The sequence below is a fragment of the Streptomyces sp. NPDC005574 genome (assembly GCF_040605435.1).
GTDB lineage: Bacteria > Actinomycetota > Actinomycetes > Streptomycetales > Streptomycetaceae > Streptomyces.
The window spans coordinates 1-19,641 of sequence record NZ_JBEXCW010000064.1; the positions used below are offsets into that span (position 1 = coordinate 1).

20 protein-coding genes are annotated in these 19,641 nt (G+C 70.9%); 9 read left to right on the plus strand and 11 right to left on the minus strand.

All coding sequences use genetic code 11. The features are described from left to right. Positions 1-102: 102 nt before the first annotated feature. Positions 103-954 carry a hypothetical protein gene (locus ABZT03_RS30455; RefSeq protein ID WP_356045290.1) on the minus strand — a complete coding sequence of 284 codons (852 nt, stop codon included), beginning with the start codon at positions 952-954 and terminating at the stop codon, positions 103-105. 711 nt (positions 955-1,665) lie between these two features. Here ABZT03_RS30455 and ABZT03_RS30460 point away from each other — a divergent pair. The 5 genes from ABZT03_RS30460 (at position 1,666) to cseC (ending at position 6,375) form a co-directional block, all read left to right on the plus strand. Next, positions 1,666-2,601: an A/G-specific adenine glycosylase gene (locus tag ABZT03_RS30460; protein ID WP_356045292.1), complete on the plus strand. Its 936-nt coding sequence runs from the start codon at positions 1,666-1,668 to the stop codon at positions 2,599-2,601. 247 nt (positions 2,602-2,848) lie between these two features. Continuing rightward, positions 2,849-3,388, plus strand: coding sequence for a SigE family RNA polymerase sigma factor (locus ABZT03_RS30465; protein ID WP_356045295.1), 540 nt, complete (start codon positions 2,849-2,851; stop codon positions 3,386-3,388). A 71-nt stretch (positions 3,389-3,459) separates the two neighbouring features. Continuing rightward, positions 3,460-4,092, plus strand: coding sequence for a hypothetical protein (locus ABZT03_RS30470; protein ID WP_356045298.1), 633 nt, complete (start codon positions 3,460-3,462; stop codon positions 4,090-4,092). A gap of 228 nt (positions 4,093-4,320) precedes the next feature. After that, positions 4,321-5,025, plus strand: coding sequence for a two-component system response regulator CseB (gene cseB, locus ABZT03_RS30475; RefSeq protein WP_356045300.1), 705 nt, complete (start codon positions 4,321-4,323; stop codon positions 5,023-5,025). 15 nt (positions 5,026-5,040) lie between these two features. After that, positions 5,041-6,375 carry a two-component system sensor histidine kinase CseC gene (cseC, locus tag ABZT03_RS30480; RefSeq protein WP_356045303.1) on the plus strand — a complete coding sequence of 445 codons (1,335 nt, stop codon included), beginning with the start codon at positions 5,041-5,043 and terminating at the stop codon, positions 6,373-6,375. Between the two features lie 99 nt (positions 6,376-6,474). Here cseC and ABZT03_RS30485 read toward each other — a convergent pair whose 3' ends face one another. Continuing rightward, positions 6,475-8,058 carry an MDR family MFS transporter gene (locus ABZT03_RS30485; protein ID WP_356045305.1) on the minus strand — a complete coding sequence of 528 codons (1,584 nt, stop codon included), beginning with the start codon at positions 8,056-8,058 and terminating at the stop codon, positions 6,475-6,477. Between the two features lie 125 nt (positions 8,059-8,183). Here ABZT03_RS30485 and ABZT03_RS30490 point away from each other — a divergent pair, with 125 nt between their 5' ends. Further along, on the plus strand, positions 8,184-8,771 hold the full coding sequence (locus ABZT03_RS30490) for a helix-turn-helix domain-containing protein (protein ID WP_356045308.1): 588 nt from the start codon (positions 8,184-8,186) through the stop codon (positions 8,769-8,771). A gap of 89 nt (positions 8,772-8,860) precedes the next feature. Here ABZT03_RS30490 and ABZT03_RS30495 read toward each other — a convergent pair whose 3' ends face one another. Then, on the minus strand, positions 8,861-9,547 hold the full coding sequence (locus tag ABZT03_RS30495; protein WP_356045311.1) for a M23 family metallopeptidase: 687 nt from the start codon (positions 9,545-9,547) through the stop codon (positions 8,861-8,863). A 372-nt stretch (positions 9,548-9,919) separates the two neighbouring features. On the opposite strand from ABZT03_RS30495, the gene ABZT03_RS30500 reads away from it, so the two are divergent. Together ABZT03_RS30500 and ABZT03_RS30505 are read left to right on the plus strand one after the other, a co-directional pair. Further along, positions 9,920-10,105, plus strand: a complete 186-nt coding sequence (locus ABZT03_RS30500) for a hypothetical protein (RefSeq protein WP_356045313.1) — start codon at positions 9,920-9,922, stop codon at positions 10,103-10,105. 431 nt (positions 10,106-10,536) lie between these two features. After that, positions 10,537-11,175: an HAD family acid phosphatase gene (locus tag ABZT03_RS30505; protein ID WP_356045314.1), complete on the plus strand. Its 639-nt coding sequence runs from the start codon at positions 10,537-10,539 to the stop codon at positions 11,173-11,175. A 74-nt stretch (positions 11,176-11,249) separates the two neighbouring features. Here the strand turns inward: ABZT03_RS30505 and ABZT03_RS30510 are convergent, their stop codons facing one another. Further along, positions 11,250-13,778 (minus strand): ATP-dependent Clp protease ATP-binding subunit, encoded by a 2,529-nt coding sequence (locus ABZT03_RS30510; RefSeq protein WP_356045317.1) that lies wholly within the window; start codon positions 13,776-13,778, stop codon positions 11,250-11,252. Positions 13,779-14,220: 442 nt separating this feature from the next. On the opposite strand from ABZT03_RS30510, the gene ABZT03_RS30515 reads away from it, so the two are divergent. Further along, positions 14,221-15,006 (plus strand): SCO3374 family protein, encoded by a 786-nt coding sequence (locus ABZT03_RS30515; RefSeq protein ID WP_356045320.1) that lies wholly within the window; start codon positions 14,221-14,223, stop codon positions 15,004-15,006. On the opposite strand, the gene ABZT03_RS30520 is transcribed toward ABZT03_RS30515, so the two are convergent. The 7 genes from ABZT03_RS30520 to nadC all read right to left on the minus strand — a co-directional run bounded on the left by ABZT03_RS30520 (position 14,985) and on the right by nadC (position 19,638). Then, positions 14,985-15,320: an Lsr2 family protein gene (locus ABZT03_RS30520; protein WP_356045322.1), complete on the minus strand. Its 336-nt coding sequence runs from the start codon at positions 15,318-15,320 to the stop codon at positions 14,985-14,987. The genes ABZT03_RS30515 and ABZT03_RS30520 overlap by 22 nt on opposite strands. Positions 15,321-15,597: 277 nt before the next feature. After that, positions 15,598-16,131, minus strand: coding sequence for an amino-acid N-acetyltransferase (locus tag ABZT03_RS30525; RefSeq protein WP_356045324.1), 534 nt, complete (start codon positions 16,129-16,131; stop codon positions 15,598-15,600). Positions 16,132-16,140: 9 nt separating this feature from the next. Next, entirely contained in the window at positions 16,141-16,584 is a 444-nt protein-coding gene (locus ABZT03_RS30530; RefSeq protein ID WP_356045325.1) for a BlaI/MecI/CopY family transcriptional regulator, read from the minus strand. Positions 16,585-16,703: 119 nt separating this feature from the next. Beyond that, positions 16,704-16,883: a hypothetical protein gene (locus ABZT03_RS30535; protein ID WP_356045328.1), complete on the minus strand. Its 180-nt coding sequence runs from the start codon at positions 16,881-16,883 to the stop codon at positions 16,704-16,706. 87 nt (positions 16,884-16,970) lie between these two features. After that, entirely contained in the window at positions 16,971-17,609 is a 639-nt protein-coding gene (locus ABZT03_RS30540) for a hypothetical protein (RefSeq protein WP_356045397.1), read from the minus strand. Between the two features lie 246 nt (positions 17,610-17,855). Next, positions 17,856-18,653, minus strand: a complete 798-nt coding sequence (locus tag ABZT03_RS30545; protein ID WP_356045330.1) for a type III pantothenate kinase — start codon at positions 18,651-18,653, stop codon at positions 17,856-17,858. Between the two features lie 4 nt (positions 18,654-18,657). Then, positions 18,658-19,638 carry a carboxylating nicotinate-nucleotide diphosphorylase gene (gene nadC, locus ABZT03_RS30550; protein ID WP_356045333.1) on the minus strand — a complete coding sequence of 327 codons (981 nt, stop codon included), beginning with the start codon at positions 19,636-19,638 and terminating at the stop codon, positions 18,658-18,660. Positions 19,639-19,641: the final 3 nt, after the last annotated feature.

Here is a 19,641-nt window from a genome sequence, read left to right on the forward strand (position 1 = left end):
GCTGCCCTTCGTCCCCGCCGGCGCGCTCCTGGTCTTTCCTAGTGCCGTGACCGGAAAGGTTCACCGGCTCGCGACGCCCGGCAAACCCTTCCGGTCACGGCACTAGTCGTTCTGGAGCACGAACGACGTCTGGGCCTTGGCGAAGGCGGGTGCCTTGGCCTCGACCAGGTAGGTGCCGGCCTTGGCCGATCCCGCCGGCGGCGTCGCGCACTCGGGCGCACTCGGCTTGCGGTCCCACTTCACGGTGTACGTGATGCTGCTTCCGGCCGGCACCCGGAAGACCAGACCGCCGGACACCTTGGGGCAGTCGGCGGAGGACCAGTAGTCGTCGTCGGTGCCGGCCTGCGTGATCGTCAACACCGCGTTCTTCGGGCCGAGATCGACCTTGCAGTCACTGGCGGCGGAGTTCTTCGCGGTCAGCTCGAACGTCGGCGCCTGTCCCGGCTCGTAGGCGTTCTTGGCGCTGCGCAGGGTCAACTTCACGTTGCTCGCGGTGCAGTTGGGCAGAGTGGAGCCGGCCGGAAGCACGTCGGCGGACCCGACACCGCCGCCCGTACCGCCCGCCGCGGCACCGCCGGCACCGCCGCCCGCGCCTCCGGCACCGGACCCGGAGCCCGAACCGTCACCGGTGCCCGAGCCGGAGCCCGACGTGGTGCCGGAGCCCGAACCGTCACCGGTGCCCGAGCCGGACCCGTCGGAGGCGCCGCCGCTCGACTCGTCGCGCCCGCCCGGGGCTTGGCTGATCGCGGGGCCGCTGCCGGAGGGTCCCGCGGTGATCGTGGGGACGGGGTTCTTGCCGTTGGAGCCACCCGCGCCGTTGTCGCCGCCGCCGCCGGAGGCCACGATCCAGACGATCAACAGCGTCAACAGGGCGAGTACGGACAGCAGTACGGCCCTCCGTCGCCAGTAGATGGTGGAGGGAAGCGGCCCGACCGGATTGCGCAGAGATCCCACGGCGCAAACTGTACGAGAGATCGCCACGTTCGCTTGCCCCACCCGCCGCCCGGGGCCACAACTTTTCCGGATCATCATCCCGGTTCCGGCCGTCCCCGCCCGGGTGTTGGCCGAGCCGGGCCCGCCATGATCGCGGACTGTCACGACAACGCCGTCTCGCCTACCGTGCGTGATCACGGAGTGCGGTGCCGATGGTCCCGGCCCGGCCGCCCGCGCGACAGCCGTACGTGGGCGCCTGCGCCGTCAGACCCATCCGTGCCGTAGACCCGTCACGACCGGACGACCGCCCCCACCCGTCGCGACGGCCACCCCCCATCCCTCCGTTGCGACGGCGCCCACCCCTCCGTCGCGACGGTCGCCGCTCCACCCCTCCGTCGCGACGGTCATCGCTCCACCCCTCCGTCGCGACGGTCGCCGCTCCACCCCTCCGTCGCGACGGTCATCGCTCCACCCCTCCGTGGTGAGGTCGCCTCCCCACCCCGCCGCTGCGACGGTCGACGCCGGAACGGTCACCTCCTCATCCCGGTCCGCCCTCCACCGTCGGTCACCGGCGACCCGCGCGCGGGCACGGTGGCGCCCCCCTGTTCGCGATCGCGTCCCTTGCAGCTCTGGCCACGGGTGCGACACTCCGTCGCGCCGCCTTCAGCCGCGCCTCCCCCGGGGTGGCGCCGCCCCCGTCCGCCCGCCCACGCATGGCAGGATCAAAGGGCCATGACTGCGCCCACGAAACCCCCGCACAGCACCCCCTCCGGCACCGCGTCCGACCGCGATCCCGGAGCGTCGCTCCACTGCCCCGTCATCGACTGGTTCGACACGCACGCGCGTGACCTGCCCTGGCGGCGGGCCGAGGCCGGGCCCTGGGGGGTGATGGTCAGCGAGTTCATGCTCCAGCAGACGCCGGTGAGCCGGGTCCTGCCCGTCTACGAGCAGTGGCTGGCCCGCTGGCCGCGCCCCGCCGACCTGGCCGCCGACGCGCCCGGCGAGGCCGTCCGCGCCTGGGGCCGGCTCGGCTACCCGCGCCGCGCGCTGCGGCTGCACGGGGCCGCCGTCGCCATAACGGAACGGCACGGCGGGGACGTACCGACCGAGCACGCTCAGCTCCTCGCGCTGCCCGGCATCGGCGAGTACACGGCCGCGGCCGTCGCCTCCTTCGCCTACGGGCAGCGGCACGCCGTCCTGGACACCAACGTCCGCCGGGTGCTGGCGCGCGCCGTGACCGGCGTCCAGTACCCGCCGAACGCCACCACCGCCGCCGAACGCAGGCTGGCGCGCGAGCTGTTGCCGCCGGACGAGGCGACCGCGGCCCGCTGGGCCGCCGCCTCCATGGAACTCGGCGCGCTGGTGTGCACGGCCAGGAACGAGACGTGTCACCGCTGCCCGATCGCCGGGCAGTGCGCGTGGCAGCTGGCGGGCAAGCCCGAGCACGACGGGCCGCCGCGGCGCGGACAGACGTACGCGGGTACCGACCGCCAGGTCCGCGGCAAGCTGCTGGCCGTCCTGCGGGAGGCGCACACGCCCGTCCCGCAGTCGGCGCTCGACCGGGTGTGGCACGAGCCGGTGCAGCGCGCGCGGGCGCTGGACGGACTCGTCGCGGACGGTCTGGTGGAGCCGCTGCCGAGCGGTCTGTATCGGCTGCCGCACGCCTGACCACACACCCGCTCGCACCCGCCGAGCCCTCAAATCCCGCTATAACGCGCCCATTCGGTGCACCCCCTTACCCCGTTCCTACTTCCGTTACACAACCGACGGACAGCCGAGTCCTAGCCGCGCGCTGCTTCGGACAGCCCCGTGACAAGCCCTCCGTACCTTCAGTTGCGTACCGCGGGGAAGCGGGACGCAGGCAACGGAGAACCGGCAGCGGGCAGGTCGGAAACGGGGATGGAGGCGGTTGATCATGGCGCAGGGCGAGGTGCTCGAATTCGAGGAGTACGTCCGCACCCGGCAGGACGCGCTGCTGCGCAGCGCGCGTCGGCTCGTCCCTGACCCGGTCGACGCGCAGGACCTGCTGCAGACCGCGCTCGTACGGACGTACGGCCGCTGGGACGGTATCGCCGACAAGCGGCTCGCGGACGCCTATCTGCGCCGGGTCATGATCAACACGCGGACCGAGTGGTGGCGGGCCCGGAAGCTGGAGGAGGTCCCGACCGAGCAGCTGCCGGACGCCTCGGTCGACGACTCCACCGAGCAGCACGCGGACCGCGCCCTGCTGATGGACATCCTGAAGGTCCTGGCTCCCAAGCAGCGCAGCGTCGTCGTCCTGCGACACTGGGAGCAGATGTCCACCGAGGAGACGGCCGCCGCCCTCGGCATGTCGGCGGGAACGGTCAAGAGCACGCTGCACCGGGCGCTCGCCCGGCTCCGCGAGGAGCTGGAGAGCCGCGATCTGGACGCACGCGCGCTGGAGCGTGAGGAGCGGGAGCGTTGCGCGGCCTAGGCACCAGGGCCGGGGACACCGGGCAGGGCGGGTATCCGGCGGACGGAGCACCCCTCCCGCCCGGTAGCCCGTTGGTCCGGGGGACCCTGCAGGCGGCGATCACGGCAGTGGCCGTGCTCGCCGCCCTCGCCCTTTTCGTCTCGGCCTGCGCCACCGGCGGCACCGGCGCGCGCGACGAGGGTCCGGCCCACTCCGACGTGGTGGGCGGCGGCAAAGTGGCCTCGGCCTCCCCCGCGGTGAGCCCCGCCAGGACCGCCGCCCGCGTCGACGCCGTCCAGCTGGTCAAGGACGATCCGGCGGTCTCCGCGGAGGTCAAGCGCGAGCTGAAGCCGTGTGTCGCCGACGAGTACCCCGTGGACGTGTCGTACGGCGACCTGACCGGCTCCTCGGCGGACGACGTCGTGGTCAACGTGCTGACCTGCGGTGACGCGGTCGGCGTCGGCTCGTACGTGTACCGCGAGGAGAACGGCCGGTACGAGAACGTGTTCCGGGCCGAGGAGCCGCCGGTCTACGCCGAGATAGACCGCGGCGACCTGGTGGTGACCAAGCAGGTGTACGAGAAGGGCGACCCGGTGTCGAGCCCTTCCGGCGAGAACGTGATCACCTACCGCTGGGGTTCGGGCCGGTTCACCGAGGCGTACCGCACGCACAACGACTACAGCAACGCCGTGGGGGACCAGCCCACGGTGGCTCCGGGCGACTGAGCGGCACGGCTGGGGACCTTGCGGACTCCACGAACTTCACGGACCTTGGGAGCCTCACGCGTCCGGTGCGCGGCGCGCGGTCCGCGATCCTCGCGGATCTCCGGCAGAGTGAACCGATCGGACCCCCCGAAACGATTCCCCGGTGAGCAGCCCGCGCACCCGCGAGGGCACGGGCCGTCGACCACACGTCCGCGGACGGCGGCAGGAACGAGAGGCGAGAGCAGCGGCATGGCAGACCAGACCCACGTCCTTTTCGTCGAGGACGACGACGTCATCCGTGAGGCCACCCAGCTCGCGCTGGAGCGGGACGGCTTCGCGGTCACCGCCATGCCCGACGGGCTGTCGGGCCTGGCGGCCTTCCGCGCGAACCGCCCCGACATCGCGCTGTTGGACGTCATGGTCCCCGGGATCGACGGAGTCAGCCTCTGCCGCCGGATCCGGGACGAGTCGACGGTGCCGGTGATCATGCTGTCGGCGCGCGCCGACTCCATCGACGTCGTGCTCGGCCTGGAGGCCGGCGCCGACGACTACGTCACCAAGCCGTTCGACGGCGCCGTGCTGGTCGCCCGGATCCGCGCGGTGCTGCGCCGCTTCGGGCACGCGAGCGGCGGTGACCGGACCGAGGGCGCCGACGCGCCGGCGGACGGGGGCGTGCTCAGCTTCGGGGAGCTGGAGATCGACACCGAGGGCATGGAGGTACGCCGCTCCGGCCGGCCGGTGGCACTGACACCGACCGAGATGCGGCTGCTCCTGGAGTTCTCCTCCGCGCCCGGCACGGTCCTGTCCCGCGACAAGCTGCTGGAACGCGTGTGGGACTACGGCTGGGGCGGGGACACCCGCGTGGTCGACGTCCATGTGCAGCGGCTGCGCACGAAGATCGGCCAGGACCGGATCGAGACGGTCCGCGGCTTCGGCTACAAGTTGAAGGCCTGAGCAGGGGATCAGAGTATGCGGGGGAGATCGCGGCGCCCGGTCCGGGAGCGCCAGGGCATGCGGACGGGCCTGCGGTGGAAGCTCAGCGCGGCCATCGCGCTGGTCGGCGCGCTGGTGGCGGTCGCACTCAGCCTGGTCGTGCACAACGCGGCCCGGGTGTCGATGCTGGACAACGCGCGGGACCTGGCGGACGAGCGCGTGCAGATCGCCCAGCGCAACTACGAGCTGTCGGGACGGCCGAACTTCCCGAACATCAAGATCGACGACTCGCGGCTGCCGGGCGAACTGCGGGAGAAGGTCGGGCAGGGCCGCCGGGCCACCTACGTCGCCGACCGGCCGGACGGAGTGCCGGACATCTGGGCCGCCGTACCGGTCAAGGACGGGCACGTCCTGTCCCTGCACACCGGCATCCCCGACCGCAGCACGGACATCCTGAAGGACCTCGACCAGGCGCTGGTGATCGGCTCCATCGCGGTCGTCCTCGGCGGCAGCGCGCTCGGCGTGCTCATCGGCGGCCAGCTCTCGCGCCGGCTGCGCAAGGCGGCGGCGGCCGCCAACCAGGTCGCCCGGGGCGAGTCGGACGTACGGGTGCGGGACGCCATCGGCGGTGTCGTACGGGACGAGACCGACGACCTGGCGAGCGCGGTGGACGCCATGGCCGACGCGCTACGGCAGCGGCTGGAGGCCGAACGCCGGGTCACCGCGGACATCGCGCACGAGCTGCGCACCCCGGTGACCGGACTGCTGACCGCCGCCGAGCTGCTGCCGCCGGGCCGGCCCACGGAGCTGGTCCTGGACCGGGCGCAGGCCATGCGGACCCTCGTCGAGGACGTGCTGGAGGTGGCCCGCCTCGACGGCGCCTCCGAGCGGGCCGAACTCCAGGACATCCTGCTCGGCGAGTTCGTCCGCCGGCGGGTGGCGGCGAAGGACCCGGAGATCGAGGTACGCGTGGTGCACGAGTCGGAGGTCACCACCGACCCCCGGCGCCTGGAACGCGTGCTGTTCAACCTGCTGGCCAACGCGGCCCGGCACGGCAAGCCGCCCATCGAGGTCAGCGTCGAGGGCCGGGTCATCCGGGTCCGCGACCACGGTCCCGGCTTTCCCGAGGACCTGCTCGCCGAGGGCCCGAGCCGCTTCCGCACCGGCAGCAGCGACCGCGCCGGGCACGGCCACGGGCTGGGCCTCACCATCGCGGCCGGCCAGGCCCGCGTCCTCGGCGCCCGCCTGACCTTCCGCAACGTACGCCCGGCAGGAGCCCCGCCCCACGTACCGGCCGAGGGCGCGGTGGCAGTCCTGTGGCTACCGGAACACGCCCCCACGAACACGGGGAGCTATCCGATCTTGCCGTAGGGACGGCGTCACCGACCTCCGCGCAGCCGCCCGCGCGGAGCGCGAAAGGCCCCCGGGGGCGGACACCACCCGGGGGCCTTCGGCTTGCGTCGTAGCGGATCAGACGGCTTCGACGATCGCGGCCGGCGCCGCCGCCACCGCGTCCTCACCCGGCTTGCCGGCGCCCGGGCCCGCGCCCTTCAGCGGGACCTCCTTGACGAACACGGCCGCCGCCAGCGCGACGACCGCGACCACGGCGCCCAGCAGGAAGGCGGAGTGCGTACCGGAGGACACCGCGTGCTGGTAGGCCTCGCGGGCCGCCGTCGGCAGCTTCGCCAGGCTCGCCGCATCCAGTTGGGCGGACCGTTCGGTGACCTTCGAGCCGAGCGCGCCGGCCCGCTCGGACATGACGTCCTGGACCCGGTTGTTGAACAGGGCGCCCATGATGGCGACACCGAAGGAGGAGCCGAGCGTACGGAACAGGGTGGTGGAGGACGAGGCGACGCCCATGTCCTTCATCTCCACGCTGTTCTGCGCGACCAGCATGGTGATCTGCATCAGGCAGCCCATGCCGAGACCGACGACGGCCATGAAGACGCCGGAGGTGAACCGGCTCGTGCCGGTGTCCATCGTGGACAGCAGGTACAGCCCGACGACCATCAGCACACTGCCGACGAGCGGGAAGACCTTGTAACGGCCGGTGTTCGTGGTCACCCGGCCGGCGACCATCGAGGTGACGAGCATCGCGCCGAGCATCGGCAGGAGCAGCAGACCGGAGTTGGTCGCCGAGGCGCCCTGCACCGACTGCTGGTACAGCGGCAGGAAGAGCGTCGCGCCGAACATCACGAAGCCGGTGACGAAGCCGATGGTCGACATCAGGGTGAAGTTGCGGCTGCGGAAGATGTGCAGCGGCAGGATCGGCTCGGCAGCCCTGCGCTGCCAGAACACGAAGCCGATGAGCGAGGCGACACCGATCGCGATGAGTTCCATGATCCGTGCGGACGACCAGGCGTACTCCGAGCCGCCCCAGGTGGTGACGAGCACGATGGAGGTGATGCCCACGGTCAGCAGTCCGGCGCCCAGGTAGTCGATGCGCGTCTTGGCCCGCTTCTTCGGCAGGTGCAGGACGACGCTGATCGCGGTGAGCGCGATCACGCCGAGCGGCAGGTTGATGTAGAAGGACCAGCGCCAGCCCCAGTTGTCGGTGATGGTGCCGCCGACCAGCGGCCCGCCGATCATCGCGAGCGCCATGACGCCGGCCATCATGCCCTGGTACTTGCCGCGCTCGCGGGGCGGGATCAGGTCGCCGATGATCGCCATGACACCGACCATCAGACCGCCGGCGCCGAGGCCCTGCACGGCACGGAACCCGATCAGCTCGCCCATGTTCTGGGCCATGCCGCTGAGCGCGGAGCCGATCAGGAAGATCACGATCGAGGTCATGAAGGCGCCCTTGCGCCCGTACATGTCGCCGAGCTTGCCCCAGATGGGGGTGGAGGCGGCGGTCGCGAGGGTGTACCCGGTCACGACCCACGAGAGGTGTTCCAGGCCGCCGAGCTCGCCGACGATCGTCGGCATCGCCGTGCCCACGATCATGTTGTCGAGCATCGCGAGCATCATCGTGATCATGAGCGCGAGCAGGACCACCCGCACGCTCCTGGGCGGTTTCTCCGCCCCGGCCTCTGTTTTCTCTGTGTCCGCCATCGTTTCCCACTCCCCTGGGTACCACCGCCCGCGGCCTACTTACTTGCCGCCCGGCTAGTTGACTACACTGGGACGGTAGACGCGCAACTAGCCGGGCGTCAAGTAAGTATGTCGGGGGTGCGACGATGGGCGGCACGATGGACGGCATAAAGCGGCAGCGCCGCGGCAACACCCGCCAGCGCATCCAGGACGTGGCGCTCGAACTCTTCGCCGAGCAGGGCTACGAGAAGACCTCGCTGCGGGAGATCGCCGAGCGCCTGGACGTCACCAAGGCGGCGCTGTACTACCACTTCAAGACCAAGGAAGAGATCATCGTCAGTCTCTTCGCCGACCTGACCCAGCCGATGGAGGACCTCATCGAGTGGGGGCGGCTGCAGCCGCACAACCTGGAGACGAAGCGGGAGATCCTCGGCCGCTACAGCCAGGCCCTGTCGGACGCGGCGCCGTTGTTCCGCTTCATGCAGGAGAACCAGGCGACGATGCGGGAACTGAGCATCGGCGAGTCCTTCAAGACCCGCATGATGGGCATGCGCGAGATCATCGTCGACCCGGACGCGGACCTGGTCGCCCAGGTCCGCTGCGTCAGCGCCCTGTTCACGCTGCACGCCGGGATGTTCTTCCTCCAGGACCTCAGCGGCCGGCCCGAGGAGAAGCGCGAGGCCGTCCTCCAGGTCGCCATCGACCTGGTGACGCAGGCGCACCAGGGGTCGTAGCCCCCGCTGTTCGGGACCCGGCCGGATCAGGTCTCACAGAACCTGCCGGGCAGCCAGGGCCCCGCCGGGCGGGACCCGCTCGGCGGGAACTAGACCGTCACGCCCTTGGCGTGCAGGAACGCGACCGGGTCGATGGCCGAGCCGTAGTTCGGGGTCGTACGGATCTCGAAGTGCAGGTGCGGGCCACTGGAGTTACCCGTGTTGCCGGACCGGGCGATGTGCTGGCCGGTGGCGACGATCTGGCCGACCCGCACGTCGATGCGCGAGAGGTGGGCGTACTGCGAGTACGTGCCGTTGCCGTGCTTGATGACTATCGCGTTGCCGTACGCGGGACCGTCACCGGCGCCGTTGCCGCCGGCCTTGACGACCGTGCCGCCGTGCGCGGCCATGACGTTGGTGCCGCTGGGCACGGCGAAGTCCTGGCCGCTGTGGGTGGAGTGCCACATGCCGCCGGCCTGGGCGAACTTCGCGGAGAGCGTGTACTTCTTCACCGGGTCGATCCAGGAGGCGGCCTTCTTCGCGGCGGCCTTCTTGGCGACGGCGGCCTTCTTCACGGCGGCCGCCTTCTTCACGGTCGCGGCCTTGGCCTGCGCCGCGGCCTGCGCCTGGACGGCGCTCGCGGCACCGGCGGCCGGCAGGGCCGTCACGCCGGTGTCGGCTGCGGCCGCGACCCCGGCCCCCAGCACGACCGACGCTCCCAGGCCCGTGGCCAGGAGGGCCGCACGGGTACGAAGGCGGGACGCACGGGAAGAACGGGACGAGACGCGCTGGGTCATCGGATACCTCACGGGACGGGGACAAGGAGAACCACCCGGCGCACTGTCGTCCGCCGGATGGGGCATCCCTTGGTAACCCTGGAGCCCGTCGGCACCCAAACGGCTCATCTACGACGGAACCTAGTACTTCATCTCAAAACTTCCGTCTTCTTGACAGACACCCCATTCAGGCCGAATCCACCCACTACGGCCGCCTCGGACTCCGACTTGAGGGATAAATGTCCTTTTTGCCAGAATCCGTCCACTTACTAGGCCGGGTAGTAACGGACATATCGCCTGTGCGGCTTGTCACCGGCCGACAAGATCCGAACTCCCGGGAATGTGACCGGGACTACGCTGCCGACCGGTCAACGGGACCCAGGGGGAGGCCACATGGAACCGACCACCGTGGGCGTGAAGATGGCGTCGAGCGTGGTCACCCCGCTGGTGCGCAGACTCTTCGTCACCGAGGGCCCCGGCGCCGCCCCGGTCGACGGGCCGAACAGTGGGCGGACGTGGCGCGGATGGCGGTGGCGCGCGCCCGTCCACGCGAACGCGTGCGCCTGCTCACCGACTTGACCGCTTCGGCACGGCGGCTCGCCGACCCGGTGGCCACCCGCGTACGGCTCCTCGCGCCCGGCCGCCCTGGAACACGCCGCCGCGCGGGCTGTAGTTGCACGGCACGACCGGCCTGGAAAGGCGGGCCCCGCACGTCCTCTGCGGCTCCACGACGCCGGAAGGGCTCGACCTCGCGACGCCGCCTGCAGGAGACACCCTCCCGGCCTGCGCGAGGTCTCCGTCCTCCTCGCCCCGGACGTGACAGCCGTATCCGAGGACGTCTTCGCCCCGCTCCCCCACCCGCCCGAAGTCACCAAGGTCTACGGCGTACTGTGACGCACGTCTCTGGCCACCTACCCCCCGGTAACCCTACGGTTCCCCTCGCGCCACCCACGTGAACGAACATGCACCCGACAACCGCACGTACGTCCGGACGTGAGAGGAACCCCCACATGAGAAGCCGACGCCCCTTGGCGCGCCGCACCGCCGTCCTCGCCGCCTCCGCGGCCGCCCTCGTGGCCATGGCCGCCCCGGCGAACGCCGTCACGGCGACGACGAGCACCTCCTCCACCACCGCTGCCGCCGCCGCCGCCGAGGACGTCGACTACGCCACCTGGCAGCAGGACTGCCAGGCCGTGATGAACCAGGCGCTGCCCGCCCTGAAGCAGCGCATCGCCGCGACGAAGCCGGGCGAGAAGCAGGCGATCGTCTTCGACATCGACAACACCACCCTGGAGACCGACTTCGGCTTCAGCTACCCCCAGCCGGCCAACAAGCCGGTCCTGGACGTCGCCGAGTACGCCCAGGAGCACGGCGTCTCGCTGTTCTTCGTCACCGCCCGCCCGGGCATCATCGACTCGGTGACCTCGTACAACCTCACCTACGACGGCTACAAGGTCTCCGGCCTCTACACGCGCGGCCTGCTCGACCTCTTCAAGGACGTCGCCGCCTACAAGACGGCCCAGCGCGTCGCGATCGAGTCGAAGGGCTACACGATCATCGCGAACATCGGCAACAGCGCCACCGACCTCTCGGGCGGCCACGCCGAGACGACGTACAAGCTCCCGGACTACGACGGTCAGCTGTCGTAGGACTTCCGGACACGCGGAAGGGGCCGGTGCTGTGAACAGCACCGGCCCCTTCCGTCGAGACGGACCCCGGAGGGTTACGCCTCCTTGCTCAGGTTCGGACCGGCTCCGCCGGCCGCCTGCTCGATCGGCGGGACGTCCGGCAGGGCCGCCTTCTCCTCGCCGCGGAAGGTGAAGGTCTTGGTCTCGCCCTCGCCCTCCGTGTCGACGACCACGATGTGACCGGGACGCAGCTCGCCGAAGAGGATCTTCTCCGAGAGCGTGTCCTCGATCTCGCGCTGGATGGTGCGACGCAGCGGACGCGCACCCAGCACCTGGTCGTAACCCTTCGTGGACAGCAGCTCCTTGGCGGACTGGGAGAGCTCGATGCCCATGTCCCGGTCCTTGAGGCGCTCGTCCACCTTGGCGATCATCAGGTCGACGATCTTGAGGATGTCCTCCTGCGTCAGCTGCGGGAAGACCACCACGTCGTCGACGCGGTTGAGGAACTCGGGGCGGAAGTGCTGCTTGAGCTCGTCCGAGACCTTGTTCTTCATGCGCTCGTAGTTGGACTTCTTGTCGCCCGAGGCCGCGAAGCCCAGGTTGAAGCCCTTGGAGATGTCCCGCGTGCCGAGGTTGGTCGTCATGATGATGACCGTGTTCTTGAAGTCCACGACCCGGCCCTGGGAGTCGGTCAGGCGACCGTCCTCCAGGATCTGCAGCAGCGAGTTGAAGATGTCCGGGTGGGCCTTCTCGACCTCGTCGAACAGGACGACGGAGAACGGCTTGCGGCGGACCTTCTCGGTCAGCTGGCCGCCCTCTTCGTAGCCCACGTAGCCGGGGGGCGAACCGAAGAGACGCGAGACCGTGTGCTTCTCGCTGAACTCCGACATGTCGAGGGAGATCAGCGCGTCCTCGTCGCCGAAGAGGAACTCGGCGAGCGCCTTGGACAGCTCGGTCTTACCGACACCGGACGGGCCGGCGAAGATGAACGAACCACCGGGACGCTTCGGGTCCTTCAGACCGGCACGCGTACGGCGGATCGCCTTCGACAGCGCCTTGACGGCGTCGATCTGGCCGATGACCCGCTTGTGGAGCTCGTCCTCCATGCGCAGCAGGCGGCTCGACTCCTCCTCGGTCAGCTTGAAGACCGGGATGCCGGTGGCCGTCGCGAGGACCTCGGCGATCAGCTCGCCGTCGACCTCGGCCACGACGTCCATGTCGCCGGCCTTCCACTCCTTCTCCCGCTTGGCCTTGGCGGCCAGGAGCTGCTTCTCCTTGTCGCGGAGGGAGGCGGCCTTCTCGAAGTCCTGCGAGTCGATCGCGGACTCCTTGTCGCGGCGCACGCCCGCGATCTTCTCGTCGAACTCGCGCAGGTCCGGCGGCGCGGTCATCCGGCGGATGCGCATCCGGGAACCGGCCTCGTCGATCAGGTCGATCGCCTTGTCCGGCAGGAAGCGGTCCGAGATGTACCGGTCGGCCAGGGTGGCGGCCTGGACCAGCGCCTCGTCGGTGATGGAGACGCGGTGGTGCGCCTCGTACCGGTCGCGCAGGCCCTTGAGGATCTCGATGGTGTGCGGCAGCGACGGCTCCGCGACCTGGATCGGCTGGAAGCGGCGCTCGAGGGCCGCGTCCTTCTCCAGGTGCTTGCGGTACTCGTCGAGCGTGGTCGCACCGATGGTCTGCAGCTCACCGCGGGCCAGCATCGGCTTCAGGATCGAAGCGGCGTCGATGGCGCCCTCGGCGGCACCCGCACCGACCAGCGTGTGCAGCTCGTCGATGAACAGGATGATGTCACCGCGGGTGCGGATCTCCTTGAGCACCTTCTTCAGGCGCTCCTCGAAGTCACCGCGGTAGCGGGAGCCGGCGACCAGTGCGCCGAGGTCGAGGGTGTAGAGGTGCTTGTCCTTGAGGGTCTCGGGCACCTCGCCCTTGACGATGGCCTGAGCAAGGCCCTCGACGACGGCGGTCTTGCCGACACCGGGCTCACCGATCAGGACCGGGTTGTTCTTGGTACGGCGGGACAGCACCTGCATGACCCGCTCGATCTCCTTCTCGCGCCCGATGACCGGGTCGAGCTTGGACTCACGAGCGGCCTGGGTGAGGTTCCGGCCGAACTGGTCGAGGACCAGGGACGTCGAGGGGGTGCCCTCCGCAGGACCGCCACTGGCGCCGGCGGTCTCCTTGCCCTGGTAGCCGGAGAGCAGCTGGATGACCTGCTGCCGCACCCGGTTGAGATCAGCGCCCAGCTTGACCAGGACCTGGGCGGCGACGCCCTCGCCCTCACGGATCAGGCCGAGCAGGATGTGCTCCGTGCCGATGTAGTTGTGGCCCAGCTGAAGAGCCTCCCGGAGCGACAGCTCCAGGACCTTCTTGGCACGGGGGGTGAAGGGGATGTGGCCGGACGGGGCCTGCTGCCCCTGCCCGATGATCTCCTCCACCTGCTGGCGGACCGCCTCGAGCGAAATCCCGAGGCTCTCAAGGGCCTTGGCGGCGACACCCTCACCCTCGTGGATCAGGCCCAGGAGGATGTGCTCGGTGCCGATGTAGTTGTGGTTGAGCATCCGGGCTTCTTCCTGAGCCAGGACGACAACCCGCCGCGCGCGGTCGGTGAACCTCTCGAACATCGTTAATCGCTCCTCAGAGCGGTCAGGCAGTAAGGGGACGCTCCCCTCCCTGTCCTTCCGCAGCTTAGTCCCGCAAGCGGGGACCGCTCATTCCAACTGCCGACACCGGACCGAGAACCAACACTGCCTCCTGACCCCGTACGCCGACATATGCTCCAACCCGATCGTGCGAGACGATGTTCCCGCAGGCCAGGCAGTTACCCCCGCCACCAGTACGCCGATGGCGAACGTGAGACGGCCCGATCTGCTCGTCGCCCCCTCCCACTAGGGATTGTCTTACCCGCTCCGGCGGACACTCCATGCCGCGCGCACCGGTTCGCTCCGCTATGGGCGAACAACCTCGCTCCGCCCCGCGCCCCCGCACGCCCCCCTGTCCGGCACTGTGTGCGTTTGCCGAAACACCCAGCGTAACTCGCGGGGCTTTCCGGCGGTTGCACTTGGCATGGTTGGCACCCCTGGCCCGGTCCCCCGTCCCGTCCGCGCTTCCCATTCGGCCTCCCTCCCGCCCTCTGTCTCGCAGCCCGCCTCGCAGCCCGCTCCGCTTCCTCTCCCGCTTCCCCGACGGCCGCTCGACGCGAGCGATCAGGTCCGCCTCTGGTACGAGAACGAACTGGGCTGGCCCACCGTGCCCGCGGACCCGGCGGGCGCGCACGAGGCCGGCGTTCCGGGGAGCCGGGGAGGGACTGCGGGCCGGAGAGGGTCCGGCGGCCGGGGCGGCCCGGAGAGCGCCCGGGTCCCGCTGCGGCTGCGGACGGGCGTGCGCTTCGACGTCCTGGACCTGCCGGCCGAGGCGGGCCGGGCGGCGCTGCGGCACCTCGCGCCGGACTCCCCGGTGGCCGTGCGGGGCGACCGGATGCGGCTGCTGGTGGCGGCGGGCAGCGCGGAGGAACTGCCGGGGGTGCTGGCCTGGCTGGAGTGGGGGGCGCTGCCCCTCGATCTCACGGCGCTCGGCGAGGGCGGGCTCATGGACGCGCCCGCTCCTCCCGCCACGGGGCGGGCCGGAGGGCTCTCGCTCTCCCCGGGCGGCGCGGAGGTCCTGCAGGGGGCCGCCACGTGGTTGCGGCCCCCCGGGCCGGGACGCGAGGTCGAGGCCTCGCTGCCGACACTGTCGGCCTTGGGGGGCGGTGGGGGCGCCCCCGATCTCGTGCGGGTGGTGGCCACCGCGGCGACGCGGTGCCACCGGTTGAGGCTGATGCGCGCGAGCGCTCAGCCGTTGGCCTTCTCGTAGGCCTCGCGGATCGACGCCGGAACGCGACCGCGGTCGTTGACCTCGTAGCCGTTCTCCTTGGCCCACGCGCGGATCTGCGCGGTGTCCTGGCTGCCGCCGGAAGCGACGCGCGTCTTTCCGCGCCCGCCCGCGGCCCGGCCCCCGGTGCGGCGGCCGCCCTTCACGTAAGGGTCGAGAAGACCGCGCAGCTTGTCCGCATTGGCGGTCGTGAGATCGATCTCGTAAGTCTTGCCGTCCAGTGCGAACGTGACAGTCTCGTCCGCCTCGCCGCCGTCGAGGTCGTCGACAAGAAGGACCTGAACCTTCTGTGCCACCGGATTTCCTTTCATCCATAACCTGTGGGCCCGGGGCCCGCGGCGTCCGCCGTTTCGCCGTCCCCTGTTATATGCAGTACTGCAGTACGTCGGAAAGCAAACCGCTTTTGCCGGAAAAACACAAACCCCCGGCAGAGACCCGCAGGTCCGCCCCGGTCCGGAAACGTACGCGTTTCGGACATAGGGAACCCGGGCAGGGCGGGCCGGAGTGGAATATCTCTTGACGGTCCTTGTGGATCCTTGACGGGGCTTGGGGATGCTTGGGGATGCCCGGCGATCACAGATGCAGAAGCATCCGGCTGTTGCCCAAGGTGTTCGGTTTCACCCGTTCGAGACCGAGGAACTCCGCAACGCCTTCGTCATAGGAACGCAGGAGCTCCGCGTAGACATCGGTGTCGACGGGTGTCTCACCGATCTCGACGAAGCCGTGCTTGCCGAAGAAGTCCACTTCGAAGGTCAGACAGAAAACGCGGCGAACACCGAGCCAGCGTGCGGTCTCCAGCAACTTCCCCAGCAACTGATGACCCACACCGGCGCCCTTGAGGCCGTCCTTCACGGCGAGAGTGCGGACTTCCGCGAGGTCTTCCCACATCACGTGCAGAGCCCCGCAGCCGACGACCTCCGCGTTGTCGTCCCGTTCGGCGACCCAGAACTCCTGGATGTCCTCGTAAAGCGTCACGGTGGCTTTGTCGAGCAGGATGCGGTCACGGACGTAGGCATCGAGGAGACGGCGCACAGCCGGGACATCGCTGGTTCGGGCCCGCCGGACGGTGATGGCTTTCGAGGTGACTTCGGGGCGCTCTGCTGACATGAGCGGACGCTATCGCCCGCCGGCCCCCGGTGCCGAGCCGGGGTTCTCGCCGCCGGTATCGGGTGCCGTATCCGGGGCGGGTTCGGGAGTTTCCGGCCCCTGGACGATCCGTACGGCGTCCCGCAGGGCATGTCGCTGTTCCTCGCTCATCATCCCGAAGAACGCGACGAGAGCGGCGGCGGGGTTGTCGCTCTGCGACCAGGCGTCGTTCATCAGGGCGGCGGCGTAGGCGGCCCGTGTGGAGACCGCCTCATATCGATAGGCCCGGCCTTCCGCCTCACGGCGCACCCAGCCCTTCTGATGGAGATTGTCCAAAACGGTCATCACCGTGGTGTAGGCGATGGACCGTTCCTGCCGAAGGTCTTCCAGGACTTCCCGAACGGTCACCGGGCGGTTCCACTTCCACACCCGCGTCATGACCGAGTCTTCGAGTTCTCCCAATGGGCGAGGCACAGCTCAGCACAATAGTGGGAGATCCGGGTATTGACCTGCCGGACGTGCGCTTTCACCGGCAAAGATGACAAAAAGGGCGTACGACGGGGAAGTCGTACGCCCTGCGAGGTGCGGCGGGTTCAGGCGTCGGTGGGCGCCGAGGCCTGGCGGGCGCCCTCCGCGCGCGCGAGGGCGGCGTCGACGGCCGCGTCCTCCTTGGCCTTGTTGGCCCCGCCCTGGGTCTTCACGATGACCCGGATGAGCCCGATGAAGAAGACGGCCATGACCACCGGAGGCACGAGCGCGGAGACGTAGTCCATGCGTCCAGAGTAGCCACGGCCCCGAAGGCGGGCGGGGCGGGGTGGGGCGAAACGGGCCGGAAGCTGCTGCAGGCGGGCGCGGGCCCCTCAGACGGCGGTGAGCTGGTGCGGCGGGTTCGCCGGCGGCGGGGCCGGCTTGCGGCGGGGGAAGACCTCGCCCGGGGTCGGGATGGGACGCGGCGGCCGGGGGGCGTCGGGGGCGGGCCGGGGGGCCGGCCTCTCGGCGGGCTTCTTCTCGGGCCGCCGGGCGGGGTCCTGGCCGCCCGACCCGCCCGAGCGGCCGCCGGGCAGGGCCAGCAGGCGCGTACGGGAGGCGGGAACCGCCGGGACGGCCGCGAGGGCGGCGGGCGCGGCCCGGCGCGCGAGGCGGGCCCGTACGTCCTGTTCTGCCGGCCCCTGGCAGCGTTCGAGGAGCGCCGCCGCCACGGGGCTGCCGCGCAGGGCCCGCAACGCGGCGAGGTCGTCGGCGTCCGGGCGGTGTCCGGCGCCGAGGACCTCGTCGAGGAGCGCGAGGTAGCCGGCCGCGGTGCCCGGCAGGGCGGCGCGGTAGCGGACGAGGTCGGCCACCAGGAAGGCCCGCAGCCGGGCGCCCTCCCGCAGCGCCTCGTCGAGGGACTCGGCGAGCCGGAGACAGTCCTGGACGTCCTCGGCCGGGGCGGGGCTGGGCTGGAGGGCGAGGGCGAGAGCGCGGCGGAGCACACGCAGCTCCTCCGCACTGAACGCCATGCCGCCGCGGGATCCGTATGGCGTGGGCATGCGGCGACAGTACGCGCTAATCAGACAAATTCGACATAACGGGCTGGTGTGGCGTGGTGGGGCCACCCGGGTGGAGGCGCGGGCGGACGCGCGCCCGGCGGCCGGGTGAGCGGGTGCCGCCGCTGGCGACGCGCCGGGGTGAGCGGGTGCGGTCACCCGGGCCGCCCGCCCCGCGCGCACCGGTGGGCGGGGCGGGCGCCGAGCCGGCCGCGCCGCTCACATGCGGGCCACGTTCCGTTCGTAGACCAGTCGCAGGCCCACCAGGGTCAGCCACGGTTCGTGCTCGTCGATGACCGAGGACTCGCCCAGCACCATGGGCGCCAGCCCGCCCGTGGCGATCACCGTCACCTCTTCGGGGTCCTGGGCCAGCTCCCGCGCCATCCGCTGCACGACGCCGTCCACCTGGCCGGCGAAGCCGTAGACGATGCCCGACTGCATCGCCTCGACCGTGTTCTTGCCGATCACGCTCCGCGGCCGCGCCACCTCGATCTTCCGCAGTTGGGCGCCCTTGACGCCCAGCGCCTCGACGGAGATCTCGATGCCGGGGGCGATGACCCCGCCGACGTACTCCCCGCGCGCGCTGACCGCGTCGAACGTCGTCGCCGTACCGAAGTCGACCACGATCGCCGGGCCGCCGAAGAGCTCGACGGCGGCGACCGCGTTGATGATCCGGTCCGCGCCGACCTCCTTCGGGTTGTCGGTGAGGATCGGCACGCCCGTCTTGACGCCCGGCTCGACCAGGACCGCCGGCACGTCGCCGTAGTAGCGGCGGGTCACCTCGCGCAGCTCGTGCAGCACGGACGGCACGGTCGCGCAGATCGCGATGCCGTCGATGCCGTCACCGAGCTCGTCGCCGAGGAGCGGGTGCATGCCCATCAGGCCCTGCAGCAGCACGGCCAGTTCGTCGGCCGTGCGGCGCGCGTCCGTGGAGATGCGCCAGTGCTCGACGATGTCCTCGCCGTCGAACAGTCCCAGGACGGTGTGCGTGTTGCCGACGTCGATCGTCAGGAGCATGGCCTTACTCCGCCTCGCGCAGATCGAGGCCGATGTCCAGGATCGGCGCGGAGTGGGTCAGCGCGCCGACGGCGAGGTAGTCCACGCCCGTCTCCGCGTACGCCCTGGCGTTGTCCAGGGTGAGCCGGCCGGAGGCCTCCAGGGCGGCGCGGCCATGGACGAGGGCGACCGCCTCCTCGCACTCGGCCGGCGTGAAGTTGTCCAGCAGGATCAGGTCGGCCCCCGCGTCCACCACCTCGCGCAGCTGGTGCAGCGTGTCGACCTCGACCTCGATCGGCACGTCCGGGAACGCCTCGCGCACGGCCTTGAACGCCTGGGCCACCCCGCCCGCGGCGACCACGTGGTTGTCCTTGACCAGGGCCGCGTCCGACAGCGACATGCGGTGGTTGACGCCGCCGCCGCAGCGGACCGCGTACTTCTCCAGGGAGCGCAGACCGGGCGTCGTCTTGCGGGTGTCCCGCACCCGGGCGCCGGTGCCCTCCAGGGTGTCCGCCCACGCGCGCGTGGCGGTCGCGACGCCCGACAGGCGGCACAGCAGGTTCAGGGCGCTGCGCTCGGCGGTCAGCAGGTCACGCGTGCGCGTGGTGACCGACAGCAGCCGCTGCCCCTCCGTCACGCGGTCGCCGTCCTCGACGTGCCGCTCGACCTCCAGCTCGTCGGTGCAGACCACGGAGAGCACGGCTTCGGCGACCCGCAGGCCCGCCACGACGCCCGCCTCGCGCGCGGTGAAGTCGGCGGTGGCGACCGCGTCCTCGGGGATGGTCGCGACCGTCGTCACGTCCACCCCGTGGTCGAGGTCCTCCTGGATGGCGACGTTCGCGATGTCCTCGACCTCCACGGGGTCGAGGCCCGCGTCGGCCAGGAGCTGGGCGAGCGCGGGGTCGAGCCCGCACTCCAGGTATTCCTCGCCGGCGTCCGCGCCGCCACAGGCGCAGCCGTCGCCGCAGCCGCCGTTCGACACGAGGGGGAGGTCGGGGGTGCTCACTGC

Coding starts and splice junctions, on each gene's coding strand:
- ABZT03_RS30465 (WP_356045295.1), top strand. CDS start 2,849: ATGGCGCAGGGCGAGGTGCTCGAATTCGAGGAGTACGTCCGCACCCGG.
- ABZT03_RS30540 (WP_356045397.1), bottom strand. CDS start 17,609: ATGGCGTTCAGTGCGGAGGAGCTGCGTGTGCTCCGCCGCGCTCTCGCC.
- ABZT03_RS30510 (WP_356045317.1), bottom strand. CDS start 13,778: ATGTTCGAGAGGTTCACCGACCGCGCGCGGCGGGTTGTCGTCCTGGCT.
- ABZT03_RS30490 (WP_356045308.1), top strand. CDS start 8,184: ATGGGCGGCACGATGGACGGCATAAAGCGGCAGCGCCGCGGCAACACC.
- ABZT03_RS30505 (WP_356045314.1), top strand. CDS start 10,537: ATGAGAAGCCGACGCCCCTTGGCGCGCCGCACCGCCGTCCTCGCCGCC.
- ABZT03_RS30500 (WP_356045313.1), top strand. CDS start 9,920: ATGGAACCGACCACCGTGGGCGTGAAGATGGCGTCGAGCGTGGTCACC.
- ABZT03_RS30460 (WP_356045292.1), top strand. CDS start 1,666: ATGACTGCGCCCACGAAACCCCCGCACAGCACCCCCTCCGGCACCGCG.
- cseC (WP_356045303.1), top strand. CDS start 5,041: ATGCGGGGGAGATCGCGGCGCCCGGTCCGGGAGCGCCAGGGCATGCGG.
- ABZT03_RS30525 (WP_356045324.1), bottom strand. CDS start 16,131: ATGTCAGCAGAGCGCCCCGAAGTCACCTCGAAAGCCATCACCGTCCGG.
- cseB (WP_356045300.1), top strand. CDS start 4,321: ATGGCAGACCAGACCCACGTCCTTTTCGTCGAGGACGACGACGTCATC.
- ABZT03_RS30515 (WP_356045320.1), top strand. CDS start 14,221: ATGGTTGGCACCCCTGGCCCGGTCCCCCGTCCCGTCCGCGCTTCCCAT.
- ABZT03_RS30535 (WP_356045328.1), bottom strand. CDS start 16,883: ATGGACTACGTCTCCGCGCTCGTGCCTCCGGTGGTCATGGCCGTCTTC.
- ABZT03_RS30495 (WP_356045311.1), bottom strand. CDS start 9,547: ATGACCCAGCGCGTCTCGTCCCGTTCTTCCCGTGCGTCCCGCCTTCGT.
- ABZT03_RS30545 (WP_356045330.1), bottom strand. CDS start 18,653: ATGCTCCTGACGATCGACGTCGGCAACACGCACACCGTCCTGGGACTG.
- ABZT03_RS30485 (WP_356045305.1), bottom strand. CDS start 8,058: ATGGCGGACACAGAGAAAACAGAGGCCGGGGCGGAGAAACCGCCCAGG.